Below are 12,264 nucleotides of genomic sequence, written 5' to 3'. Positions count from 1 at the left end.
CGCATTCATTGGCAGTAATAACATGTCTTCACCCATAACGGATACATTTGGCCGCACTCACACTTACCTGCGCATTTCGCTGACAGATAAGTGTAACCTGCGCTGCAGCTATTGTATGCCGCAGGAAGATATGCAGTTCATGCCCTCGCAATGGCTCATGCAGGCGGACGAAATAGCATTTCTGGCCAAGACCTTTGTGAATATGGGTGTCAGCAAAATAAGACTTACCGGAGGAGAGCCGCTGGTGCGCAAGGATGTCGGAAAAATCATTGAGGATCTGGGAGAACTACCCACGTCGCTGACGCTGACGACCAACGCTGTTTTTGTAGATCAGTTCATAGATCAATTAAAAAAGGCAGGGGTAGAATCACTTAATGTGAGCCTGGATACCTTACAGGAAGAAAGATTTAAGACCATCACCCGGCGGGACCATTTCTCCAGAACTTTGTCCCACATCAGGTTGCTTTTGCAGGAAGGTTTTACTGTGAAGATTAACATGGTGGTGATGAAAGGGGTTAATGATGATGAAATCAATGATTTTGTAAAACTTACCCTCGACGAATCCAGGCTCCATGTTCGTTTTATCGAGTTTATGCCGTTCAACGGGAATAAATGGGACATGTCTAAAATTGTGTCCTATGCCGATCTCATTCATAACATTTCCACGCTTTACAGATTTGACAGGTTACCTGGGGAAGCGCAGGATACGGCACACCGCTTTCAGGTGCAAGGAGGGAAAGGGTCCTTCGGAATTATTGGCACCGTAACGCACCCTTTCTGCTCAGGGTGTAACCGGATCCGGCTTACGGCAGACGGAAAATTGAAAAATTGTCTTTTTGATACTTCGGAGGTGGATCTGCTCACGCCTTTACGGCGTGGCGATGATGTTGCTCCTATGATATACAATCACTTCCAAAGGAAACATTTTGCACATGGCGGGCATGGGGATTTTACGGACAAGAATGCAAAGACCGAATACGAATCCAACCGGAAAATGATTGCAATAGGGGGCTGATGCCATTTAGACGCCTTTTTTTACCACTCATAAAGTCACTGCAACATTTTGGCTGACGAAGACCTCCTTGGGGAAAATGAAGTATTTCACCAAATCCTGTTAGCCATGAAAATTTTCAAAAAGACATTTGTTGTCACCGCTTTACTCCTTGCCGTATTCTCTGCGGGAGAGTTAGCCGCTTCGCCGCTTAGACCTAAAAAGGAATGTAAAAACAATGAATGTCAGACTTTCAAAGTTGGCCTTTACCGCATAAAAGATACTTATGCTGTGAAATTATTGTTGGAAAAGCAGCAGGGGGAAAAGGTAAGCGTACGTCTCCTGGACAGAAGTGGAAAAATTCTTCATCAGGAATATGTGGGCTCCCATCTTAATCAGTATGGCCGCAAATTTAATTTAGAAGAGCTGGGAGACGGGGATTACACCCTTGAGATATCAAACAACAGTGAGAAAATTATCCGAAACATTCAGCTCAAAACCAGCAAGGCAATGGAGGTGAAAATGCTGGGAGATAATTTGAGCGGATTTAGTACTGAATGACAAGTTGCGGGCAAGCACCTACATTGAGAACGGATAATAAAGGGTTACAGAAATGAATTGCAAACCATTTCTGTAACCCTTTACATTAAACCTGGGAGGGGACGCTTTCTCTCGGAGCCAGATTTCCCACCCACATATCATAGATAATTTTACCCCAGATAAGTATACAGGGGACCGCTTTAATCACATAAGGTTTCAGCCATTCGTCTCTCATAAATCTGGGGAAAACATCCGTTGCAGAAAGCGCCGTAAATACAAAGGCTAATAAAAGCAGTACCAGATTTTCCCTGCTTGAGGAAAGCGAAAAATACCAGAGTGCCACTCCGCACATGGCGATAATGAAAGTGGGGGATTCGGCCCTGTGATTAAATATGACCACCCAGATAAGCACCGATGCCAGTAGTAATATCCGGAAAGTGTATTGAGAATAATACCTGATCCTTACCAAAGGGAGACAGAACAGGACTACCCCGGCGATATTTACCATTGTTTTGTTAACATCCCAGCCGAACCATGCTTTCAGCCAGCCGATCACCGATAATCCGTCGGAAATGGAACGGTCGTTTTGTAGAAGAGATAGCCAGCTCTTGTATAAAAAAAGGAATTGCTCCATATCCACTACAACAAGCGGTGCGAAAGTAAATAACAATATCCAAACGGCGGTGGTATAGGTTAATTTTAACTTGTTCGGATATAACAGGAAAAGTGCCAGCGCCACAATGCCGAAAAGTTTGATGTAGACTGAAGCAACGATACAAAAGGCCGCCTGCCAGTATTTGCCCCTTTCCAGAAACCCGAAAGCAAATATCAGTAACCCGGCAATGAGGCCGTTGCTCTGTTCATTCTGAATAGAGGTAAGTAACTCGATCAGTACGGTGAGAAGAATGATCCCTTTGGTACGAAGATCTCCCTTTGGTAAATAATATACCGAAAAAAACAGAACCAAGGCATTCAGAAGGTTCCAGAGTGTAAGACCGGCAAGGTCAGGTAAATAGGACAACCCGCCAAAAAATAAGGCGAAGGCGGGACTGTATTTGAAAAGATCAAATTGTTCATCCAGATACAGCACGTACAGGTCCTGGCCGTGAATGAGATGGAAAAACGATTGTTTGAAAATGATATAGTTATTAAAACTGGTATACAGTTTCCCGCCCGGGACAAATGTTTTCAGCCCGCCGTAATAGGACTGGAGGCTGGCCAGTAAGGCTATTACCACAAAAATGAAAAAAAGTAATCTGCGGTTAACCAGAAAACGGTTGATGCTAGGCATAGGTAGCGGAAGGCTAAATTTTATCGTTTGGACAAAATAACGCAAACCGCCGTATTTAACCTGAAATTTACCTAAAAGAAAAGTCTATCGCATGTAGCCCATGTCTTTCAACCACCCTTCCATGGCAGCGGGCCATCCTGCGAGGGACCCCTTTCCATCGGTACGGAGGCCATAACCGTGGCCGCCTTTTGGATAAAGATGTACCTCCACAGGGATTTTAAGTTTTTTTAAAGCCATTGCATAGGCAATACTGTTTTCAACGGGTACGCCACTGTCGTTGATGCTGTGTACCAAAAACGCTGGTGGCGTTTGCTCGCTTACCTGAAGCTCGTTGGAATAATATTTAATCAGTTCGTCGGATTTTTCACTTCCCAGCAGATTATCACGGGAACCGTTGTGAGCCAGCGGAGGCATGAAAGAGATGACGGGATATAATAGGATCGAGAAATTTGGTTTTGCTTCCTCAGAGGCTTTTGCACCCATGTTGAAATGGGTTGACAAGGTGGCTGCCAGGTGCCCTCCGGCAGAAAAGCCCATAACACCTATTTTGTCAGGACTGATATTCCATTTGGCTGCATCTTTTCTGATAAGTTTCATCGCCTGCATGGCGTCCATTAAAGGAACTTCATGCTGATGTTCCATGGCGCTGGCATTGGGAAGCCGGTATTTTAGTACAAAAGCGGATATCCCCCTTGCATTGAACCACCGGGCCAGGTCACTGCCTTCATGTGAAGCGGCCAGAATGCCATAACCTCCTCCGGGACAAATCATTACTGCTGCGCCGGTTGCCTTATTCTTGGGTACAATATAGGAGGTAAGTGTGGGTACCGTTACGCCACTGATACGCAGAATTCCATCCGCTCCGGTTGCGGATTTCTCCGTAATCGTGTTCTGAATTGCATTGGGTACTTTACCTTCCGGCCATAAGGGGAATTCGGTCTGAGCCATCAGAGATGTTTGGGAAATGAGCATAATGCCCGAAAATACGACGTACTTGATTATTTTCATTAAAAAATAGTTTTTAGGATAAAGCAGTATTCCTCGTGAACCTACCCAGGGTATAGGTTATCTTGATCTTAAAATGATTTGTCAAACGCAGTGTCCACATCATTTACCACTATCCATAAATTTTGATGAAAAGCAGGTTGAAATCGTTAATTCATGTGATGGTGGGTTACTGCTTTGCAGGATTAATCATAATATGCGCCCTGTGCGTACCCGGGTCCATGATCCAGGGCATACCTGGTACGTCGGGTTTCAAGGGAAGTCCCGTGCTTTCGGATGTAGCAAAAGGGATATATACAACGTAACGCAGATAACCGTTTTTCAGCAATCCCGTTTGGGGATCATAGTTATCTTTCGGTCCTGATAATGCAAAAAGTGTAGCAGGTTTTTCCGGCATTTTCATCGTACCGTCCTTTGCCTCTTTTTCTCTGATATCAAATACCTGCTTTGGATTTTTGCCTTCTCTGGCCAAAATGCGACCTCTTTCCATAAACGGTTCCAGGCTGATGTGATAACAGGAAACGCTGATATCTTCCTTTTTGGGATCATCCGCTATGCAGACCATATCATTGGAACCGTTGCGCAGTACAGTAAAAGTACCATCTGCGGCGTAGCCATATACTTTTGCTCCCTCCCGTTTATCTTCCGGGGCGGCAAGAGTAGCGGTTTTTATCTGAATATCAGGCGCTGGAACTGTGCCCTGGCAGATGGCCATATGGGATAACCCGGTAACTACGAGCGTAAAAAATATTTTTTTCATGATAGTATAAGACAGGTGGTTTATCTCTTATAATTTAAATTTAGCAAAGTTTAATCCGCAAATCTTTATAGTTGCTCAGTATATTTTACAACACCATGAATGTTAAAAAGTTATTGTCCGTTTCAACGGGCGTAGTAATTGCCTCAGGTTTGATGATGGCGTCCTATGAGCGGTCAAACCCCAGTATGGTGGAAAGTCCAAAACTGGACAGTCTGTATAAAGATCTGACCGACGCCCAGAAACGTTCGCCCAAATATGCTGTGGCGGGGCTTACCGTCGCCGATGGCCTTGAAGCCACGCTTTTTGCCTCTGAACCAACTTTGACTAATCCTACCAATATTGATGTGGATTATCTTGGTCGCGTCTGGGTTTGCGAGGCATACAATTACCGGCCGGCTATAAATGGCAATCCTACGCATCAGGAGGGTGACAGGATACTGATACTGGAAGATACTGACGGGGACGGCAAATCGGACAAAACGACCGTTTTTTATCAGGGAGCCGAACTTAACGCACCGTTGGGTATCTGGGTGATGGGAAATAAAGTGATCGTTTCACAAAGTCCTTATGTGTGGCTGTTTACTGATGAGAACGGAGATGGAAAGGCTGACAAAAAGGAGATTATTTTCGAGGGAGTAGGAGGAGAGCAGCACGACCACGGTATGCACGCTTTCATATTCGGGCCGGATGGAAAGCTCTATTTTAATTTTGGGAACGAGGGCGGGCACTTGCTGGATGGCAAGGGGAAACCCATTGTAGGAAAAGACGGCAAGGTCATTGATTTCAAAAAACTAAAACAGGGAATGGTATTCCGCTGTGACCCTGACTTTAAAAACATCGAAGTTTTAGGGAATAATTTCCGTAATAATTATGAGGTTGCGGTGGATAGTTATGGTACCATGTGGCAGTCGGACAATGATGATGACGGCAATAAGGGAGTACGGATCAACTACGTCATGCAGTATGGAAATTATGGTTATACGGATGAAATTACCGGCGCAGGATGGCGGGCTAACCGAACCAATATAGAGGACTCGATCCCATTCAGGCACTGGCATCTGAATGATCCTGGCGTGGTACCCAACTTATTGCAAACGGGCTCAGGATCGCCAACCGGTATGGTAGTTTACGAAGGCCGTCTGTTACCTAAGGTGTTCTGGGGGCAGATGATTCACTGTGATGCCGGGCCTAATGTTGTCCGGTCCTATCCTGTTCAAAAGGCCGGAGCCGGTTATACCGCTAAAATCGTGAATGTACTGGAAGGAAAGCGGGATCAGTGGTTCAGGCCATCGGATGTTTGTGTAGCACCGGACGGCTCCCTCATCATTTCCGATTGGTATGATCCCGGGGTTGGCGGGCATCAGGCTGGTGATCAGAACCGGGGCAGGCTCTACCGCGTGGCTCCGGCGAATAGCCCCTACAGAATTCCTAAGGTAGATTTTTCCACAGCTTCCGGAGCACTTCAGGGTTTGCAAAGCCCGAATTTGTCAGTACGTTATCTGGCCTGGAATGCGCTTGAGAAAATGGGTAGCAGTGGTTTGTCGGAGGTTGGGAAATTCTTCCAGCAAAAAGATGCAGATCCGCGTATGCGGGCACGTGCCTTATGGTTTCTGGCCAAACATGCAACTGCACCTAGAACATATCTTGACCGCGCAGCTAAGGACAGCAACCCCGACATCAGGATAGTCGGATTAAGGGCGGCATCTGAACTGGCTAACGGAAATCTGACAGGTTATTTAAAACTTCTTTCAAAAGACCCTGAACCGCAGGTGAGACGCGAATGCGCCTTGCTGCTTCATGGTCATAAATCTGCGGAGGCCGCCGGTATATGGGCCGATCTGGCCCGGCAATATGACGGCAAGGACAGATGGTATCTTGAGGCGCTGGGCATTGGAGCAGAAGGACAATGGGATACGTTCTTCAAGGCATGGCTGGCAAAAGCAGGTGCGGATCCTGTCGCCACTCAGGCCGGAAAAGATATCGTTTGGCGGTCGCGGGGGAAAGAGTCGGTAACTCTCCTGGCCTCACTGGCTTCCGATCCCGGTGTTGACCTGAAAAACCGTCTCAGGTATTTCCGTGCTTTTGATTTTAATGAAGGCGCCGCTGAAAAATCCAGGGCATTGCTGAAAATAGTGAAAGGAAACGCTGCCAATCAGAACCAGGTGACCGAACTCGCATTGCGGCATCTGGACCCAGCTTTTGTAAAACAAAGCCCCGAGGCTATGGAGGCCGTGAAAAGGCTGCTGGATTCTTCCTATGGTACGCAGGTCTACCTCGAAATCCTGAGCCGCTACGAGCTTGTTTCTGAAAACAACAGGTTACTGGATATGGCTGTTGCCAATGCTTCGTCAGGACTTGGGAAGTCAGCGGCGCAACAACTGTTGAAACAAGGCGGAGCGCCGCTGGTCTGGAGTACCATTAAAGGGAAGGAAGAAGCTAGGGCACAGGCCGCGTTGCTTTCTATCAAAGGGGTAGGAAATAAAGAATCGCTTGATATCCTTGAGGCTGTTTCTGTGGACAGCAAGTATCCGATCAACCTGAGAACGGAGGCCGTAAAGGCGCTTGGCGGAACCACCAAGGGAGAGGACCGGGTACTGTTATTGTTAAAACAGGGAAAGTTGGGAGGGGAACTGAAAAGTGCGGCTGTAGAGGGATTGAGCGGCGCATGGCGGAAGTCAGTGAAAAAAGAAGCGGCATCTTATCAGGAGGGCTCTGATACAGCGGTTAAGAAACATCCTGCACTTGCCGAGCTCGTAACAATGAAAGGTAATGTAACAAAGGGGAAGCAGATTTTTTCAATGTACTGCTCAGTCTGTCACCAGGTTAACGGAGAGGGGATTGATTTTGGCCCCAAGTTATCGGAGATCGGCAGCAAATTGCCAAAGGAAGGGCAGTATGCTGCAATTTTTACTCCCAGTGCAGGCATCAGTTTTGGATACGAAGGTTTTGAAGTCAATCTGAAGGACGGATCCAGCGTAACGGGTATTGTAGCAAGTAAAACGGAGACCGATCTGATCATGAAATTTCCGGGGGGAGCCACACAGGAATATAAAATGTCTCAGGTGAAATCCATGAAACAGCTTTCTGATTCTATGATGCCCTCAGGCTTGCAGGATGCCATGAGCACCGAAGAACTGACAGGCCTGGTGGAGTATCTGGGAAGTCTGAAGAAAAAATAAAATAAAAAGGATCGTAACTGTCCCGGATCGTATGAAGGCATTTTGAGCCCGAAGCACTTTCCGGGACTTCGTTTTAGATATCTTAAACTTATACCAAAAACAAAATACTTTTCTCATTGTAACCTGAACTTGCTAATTTTAGACGTTTTTCGGTTCTGGCTGTTGGTATATTAAAGGTACGTTTTGAAACAATTTCATCTTCCCAAGGTTCTTTTTTTTAGTTCTTCTATCTCGCTGCTCCTGAATTTTTTCAGTTCTGCACAAACGGTTGATTCCGTAAAAGTTATCCATCCCGACAGTATTTACGCCAGACTTTCCGAAGGAGAAAAGCGTTTTGCAAGAAATGCTGTTTCAGGCCTTGAATTACCAGATGGCCTGGAGGCCAGGTTATTTGCGGCAGAACCCGACGTCATTAATCCCATTAATATTGATGTGGACCATCGTGGACGTGTCTGGGCGCTGGAATCTTATAACTATCGCCCGGCAGTAAACGGGAAATCGGAACTGGGTGTTGGTGACAGGATTGTGATTATGGAGGATAAAAACGGTGATGGCGTCTCTGACGTTACCAAGGTATTTTACCAGGGACCTGAGCTGAACGCCCCGCTAGGCATTTGGGTGATGGGAAACAAAGCCATTGTTTCTCAGAGTCCTTATGTATGGCTCTTTACAGATACCAATGGAGACGATGTTGCGGATGACAAGGAAATTCTTTTCAAAGGGATAGGAGGTACCCAGCACGATGCCGGGGTGCACTCCTTTGTTTTCGGGCCCGACGGTAAGTTTTATTTTAATTACGGAAATGCAGGCCGTCAACTGGTCGACGGGAGGGACCGGCCATTGCTGGACAAATACGAAAGGCCGATTAACTTCCGTCAGTACCGTCAGGGAGTTGTTTTTCGCTGCGACCAGGAGTTCCGGAATGTGGAGATACTGGCCGAAAATTTTCATAATGCTTTTGAAGTTGCTGTGGATAGCTACGGTACCATGTGGCAGGCCGATCAGGAAGAGCCGGGTAATGAAGGAGACCGGGTATCCTATGTCATGGAGAATGGTAATTTCGGATATATAGACGAAATGAATGGCAATAGCTGGCGGGTAAACAGGACCAATCTGGAGGATGAGATTCCGCGCAGGCACTGGCATCAGAACGACCCGGGCGTGGTGCCCAACTTGCTTGAAACGGGTTCCGGATTTCCGATGGGTGCCACAGTGTATGAAGGGGAATTGCTTCCCCGCCGCTTCTGGGACCAAGTGATTGTGGCAGACGCAGGGCATAACAGCGTCAGAGCATATCCGGTTGTGAATGACGGTGCAGGTTACAAGTCAACCGGGATACTTCCGATTGTTGATGGAAAACGGGATAAGTGGTTCAGGCCGACGGATGTTTGTGTGGCTCCTGATGGCTCATTAATCGTTTCCGACTGGTATGATCCTGTGATAGGTTCCAATAGAATGAAGGATAGAGGACGCGGTCGAATATTCCGTATTGCGCCCAAGGATACCCTGTATAAAATTCCGGTATATGATTTAACTATACCTGAACAGGCTGTAAAAGCACTGCAAAGTCCCAACCTTTCGATGCGGTATCTGGCCTGGAATGCATGTGTAAAACACGGCTGGAACGCTGAGCCTATGCTGGAAGCATTATTCAGACAATACAATGCCAATCCCAAGCTCAGGGCGAGGGCGCTATGGGTGCTCAATAAGATTGAAGGCTTTAATAGCCGGAACCTGGATATCGGATTCAGAGAGTTGAACCCAAACCTGAGAATAACCACCTTACGGGCGGTTCGTCAGCGGAACAGTGATCCGATAGAATATATCAAACGGCTCTCTTCAGATCCCAATCCCCAGGTGCGGAGGGAGGCAGCTCTGGCTATTAATCATAATCATACCTACGAGGCGCTGGACGTATGGCTTTGGCTTGCCAGACAGTATCCCGGAAACGACCGCTGGTCTGTGGAAGCGCTGAGCATCGGGGCGATCGGCCAGTGGGAAAGGATTTTCCCGGCCTGGCTTGAAAAGGCCGGTTCCCGGCCTGGCGCCACAGCAGCAGGGAAGGATATTATCTGGCTGGCCCGAACCCGCAAGGCCATTCCCTTTCTGGAAGAGCTGGCAGCCGACACCACCGTGAGTTTCAAAAGCCGGTTGCGGTATTTCCGGGCCTTCGATTTTTTCAATGCAGGATATGAGAAATCGCAGGCATTGCTGAATGTAACCAAGGTGCGTTCGTCGGACCGTGTGGCCGTTAGCAAGCTGGCGCTTTTACACCTGGATAAATCTTACGTTGCCAATTCGCAGCAGGGACTGAGTGCCCTCAACGCCCTGATGGACGAAACCTATGGAACATCCGATTACATAGATCTGGTTAAAAGGTACGAGCCCGCAACGGAAACCAACCGGTTATTTCAGCTTGCTATTTCCAAATCCAATGATGTGATTGGCCGTGATGCGGGTGCTTTACTCCTTGAGCAGGCTGGTGTTACCTATATCACCGACAAGCTGGGAACGCTTGGAAATGATAAAAAATCAGCTTTACTGGCCTCTATACAAACGGCTGGCTCTGCTGAATCAATTTATATTCTCAGGGCAATAGCGCTAAATTCGGCCGAACCGGCCAGTGTACGTGAAGATGCGGTCAGGTATCTGGGTGCCAGCTGGCCGGGAGAGGAAGCAGTGGTGAAGCTGTTGAAAAATGATCAGCTGGATGACAATTTAAAAAAGGCGGCATTGGAAGGTGTCAAAAATGCATTCCGCGAGGAGATCAAAAAGGAATTGGCTCCTTATTTCCCCAAACCTGCCGAAGAAAAGGCCGAAGTAACACCCGTTGAGGAAACCAAACAAAAGGGTAAAAAACGACGTAGAAGAGGGGTATGAGATAACTTTTAAGTTGATTTCCGGTATATTTTAGCGTATCATTTCTTTACATCACAGAAACTATAACGATCATCAATATGCTCCGCAGGAATTTTGTTAAGTCTACACTCGGTTTAGCTGGTGCAGCACTGATGGCGGGAGAATCATTCGCTTCTCCGTCAGCTGCTTTTGCTAAAAATAAATTTAAATTAAAATATGCCTCCCATTTCGGGATGTTTGCCAACAGTGCGGGAAAGGACCTCATTGATCAGCTGAAATTTATGGCCGATCAGGGTTTTATGGCTATTGAAGACAATGGTATGATGGGGAGGCCAGTTGAGGAACAGGAAAAAATTGCCAGGGAAATGTCTCGCTTGGGTATGGAAATGGGAGTTTTTGTAGTGGATAAGGGTGGAAATGGTGCCAATACGCTGGCTTCCGGCAAAAAGGAAAATATAGATATCTTCCTGAGCGGTTGTAAAAGAGCAGTGGAAGTAGCCAAACGTGTGAACGCCAAGTGGATGACGGTGGTTCCGGGTGATTTTGACAGAAGCCTGCCCATCGGTGTACAAACTGGTCATGTGATTGATGCCCTACGCCGGGGTGCCGAAATACTGGAACCGCACGGTCTGGTGATGGTACTTGAACCTTTGAGTGATACTCCGAATCTTTTTCTGAGAACCTCCGACCAGACCTACGAGATATGCCGGGGAGTGAACAGCAAATCCTGTAAAATTCTGTACGATATTTATCATATGCAGAAAAATGAGGGAAGGCTGATTTATAATATTGAGAAAACCTGGAGCGAGATAGATTACTTCCAGATTGGCGATGAACCGGGCAGAAAGGAACCTACTACGGGTGAAATCAATTACAAAAATGTTTTTAAGTATATCTACGATCGCAGTAAAAAGGAAGGGAGAAGTTTCATCATGGGAATGGAACACGGCAATTACAAGCAGGGAAAAGAAGGCGAAGAAGCTCTGATCAAAGCGTATGTAGAAAGTGACAGCTTTGATATCTGAGAACACAAGTTTCGAAGCAGGATAGTACAGAAGACTTCCGAAACGATGGTAATATGAAAAAATAAAACAGAAACGACCGGTAGGTTATTCCCACCGGTCGTTTCTCTTAACAGCTAACAGCTAACAGCTAACAGCTAACAGCTAACAGCTAACAGCTAACAGCTAACAGCTAACAGCTAACAGCTAACAGCTAACAGCTAATCATAATACTACAACTGAATTTTCTGCTGCGTCAACGCCTGCCGGAACGTACTTGTCTGCCTCCCAGTCGTTTTCCCATTTCTCGTTATCCAGCAGATAACGGAACTGATATTCACCTGCCGCAAGTTCAAGACTGCCTTTGAACGAGCCGTCTTTCTGCTTTTTAAGTGCAATGGCTTCCTCAGGATTCCAGCCATTAAATTCTCCCAGAAGAGATACTTTTTTTGTTTCAGCTGCTGCTTCGGCTGGCACGGTAAAAGTAACCTTGTAAAGGGATTTGCTTTTCACGAACTGTTTAGTTAATGCCATAACTTTTGTAGTGTTGTTTGATTGATGCTACAAAGATACAATCTAGGATTATACAAAGCAATGACTATCAGTATAATAAATGGGTTGTGTCTTTGAATAGTTAT

General features: G+C 46.5%; 9 protein-coding genes. 5 read left to right on the top strand and 4 right to left on the bottom strand.

All coding sequences use genetic code 11. The features are described 5' to 3' along the window. Nucleotides 1-22: 22 nt before the first annotated feature. Nucleotides 23-1,015, top strand: a complete 993-nt coding sequence (gene moaA, locus KOE27_RS18205; RefSeq protein ID WP_215240247.1) for a GTP 3',8-cyclase MoaA — start codon at nucleotides 23-25, stop codon at nucleotides 1,013-1,015. A gap of 105 nt (nucleotides 1,016-1,120) precedes the next feature. Next, the gene (locus KOE27_RS18200) at nucleotides 1,121-1,552 is read left to right on the top strand and encodes a hypothetical protein (protein WP_215240246.1); all 432 of its coding nucleotides are present in this window, start codon (nucleotides 1,121-1,123) and stop codon (nucleotides 1,550-1,552) included. Between the two features lie 85 nt (nucleotides 1,553-1,637). On the opposite strand, the gene KOE27_RS18195 is transcribed toward KOE27_RS18200, so the two are convergent. From KOE27_RS18195 to KOE27_RS18185, 3 genes are all read right to left on the bottom strand, one after another. Beyond that, a complete protein-coding gene (locus KOE27_RS18195) occupies nucleotides 1,638-2,822 on the bottom strand; it encodes a glycosyltransferase family 87 protein (protein ID WP_215240245.1) in 1,185 nt (394 codons plus the stop codon). Between the two features lie 84 nt (nucleotides 2,823-2,906). Continuing rightward, nucleotides 2,907-3,830 (bottom strand): alpha/beta hydrolase, encoded by a 924-nt coding sequence (locus KOE27_RS18190; RefSeq protein WP_215240244.1) that lies wholly within the window; start codon nucleotides 3,828-3,830, stop codon nucleotides 2,907-2,909. A 166-nt stretch (nucleotides 3,831-3,996) separates the two neighbouring features. Next, nucleotides 3,997-4,587: a hypothetical protein gene (locus tag KOE27_RS18185; RefSeq protein WP_215240243.1), complete on the bottom strand. Its 591-nt coding sequence runs from the start codon at nucleotides 4,585-4,587 to the stop codon at nucleotides 3,997-3,999. A gap of 95 nt (nucleotides 4,588-4,682) precedes the next feature. Between KOE27_RS18185 and KOE27_RS18180 the strand changes: the two genes are divergently transcribed. The 3 genes from KOE27_RS18180 (at nucleotide 4,683) to KOE27_RS18170 (ending at nucleotide 11,650) form a co-directional block, all read left to right on the top strand. Further along, entirely contained in the window at nucleotides 4,683-7,766 is a 3,084-nt protein-coding gene (locus KOE27_RS18180) for a PVC-type heme-binding CxxCH protein (protein WP_215240242.1), read from the top strand. 183 nt (nucleotides 7,767-7,949) lie between these two features. Next, the gene (locus KOE27_RS18175; protein ID WP_229252827.1) at nucleotides 7,950-10,646 is read left to right on the top strand and encodes a PVC-type heme-binding CxxCH protein; all 2,697 of its coding nucleotides are present in this window, start codon (nucleotides 7,950-7,952) and stop codon (nucleotides 10,644-10,646) included. Between the two features lie 77 nt (nucleotides 10,647-10,723). Then, nucleotides 10,724-11,650 (top strand): hydroxypyruvate isomerase family protein, encoded by a 927-nt coding sequence (locus KOE27_RS18170; protein ID WP_215240241.1) that lies wholly within the window; start codon nucleotides 10,724-10,726, stop codon nucleotides 11,648-11,650. A gap of 201 nt (nucleotides 11,651-11,851) precedes the next feature. On the opposite strand, the gene KOE27_RS18165 is transcribed toward KOE27_RS18170, so the two are convergent. Continuing rightward, the gene (locus KOE27_RS18165; RefSeq protein ID WP_215240240.1) at nucleotides 11,852-12,160 is read right to left on the bottom strand and encodes an isoamylase early set domain-containing protein; all 309 of its coding nucleotides are present in this window, start codon (nucleotides 12,158-12,160) and stop codon (nucleotides 11,852-11,854) included. Nucleotides 12,161-12,264: the final 104 nt, after the last annotated feature.

The organism is Dyadobacter sp. CECT 9275 (assembly GCF_907164905.1).
GTDB lineage: Bacteria > Bacteroidota > Bacteroidia > Cytophagales > Spirosomataceae > Dyadobacter > Dyadobacter helix.
The sequence above is the reverse complement of the archived record's forward strand: the minus strand, read 5'-3'. Positions and strand labels throughout refer to the sequence as shown.

What these genes read in the sequence shown, in the direction of transcription:
- KOE27_RS18180 (WP_215240242.1), top strand. Translation starts at nt 4,683, where the DNA reads ATGAATGTTAAAAAGTTATTGTCCGTTTCAACGGGCGTAGTAATTGCC.
- KOE27_RS18195 (WP_215240245.1), bottom strand. Translation starts at nt 2,822, where the DNA reads ATGCCTAGCATCAACCGTTTTCTGGTTAACCGCAGATTACTTTTTTTC.
- KOE27_RS18190 (WP_215240244.1), bottom strand. Translation starts at nt 3,830, where the DNA reads ATGAAAATAATCAAGTACGTCGTATTTTCGGGCATTATGCTCATTTCC.
- KOE27_RS18200 (WP_215240246.1), top strand. Translation starts at nt 1,121, where the DNA reads ATGAAAATTTTCAAAAAGACATTTGTTGTCACCGCTTTACTCCTTGCC.
- moaA (WP_215240247.1), top strand. Translation starts at nt 23, where the DNA reads ATGTCTTCACCCATAACGGATACATTTGGCCGCACTCACACTTACCTG.
- KOE27_RS18170 (WP_215240241.1), top strand. Translation starts at nt 10,724, where the DNA reads ATGCTCCGCAGGAATTTTGTTAAGTCTACACTCGGTTTAGCTGGTGCA.
- KOE27_RS18165 (WP_215240240.1), bottom strand. Translation starts at nt 12,160, where the DNA reads ATGGCATTAACTAAACAGTTCGTGAAAAGCAAATCCCTTTACAAGGTT.
- KOE27_RS18185 (WP_215240243.1), bottom strand. Translation starts at nt 4,587, where the DNA reads ATGAAAAAAATATTTTTTACGCTCGTAGTTACCGGGTTATCCCATATG.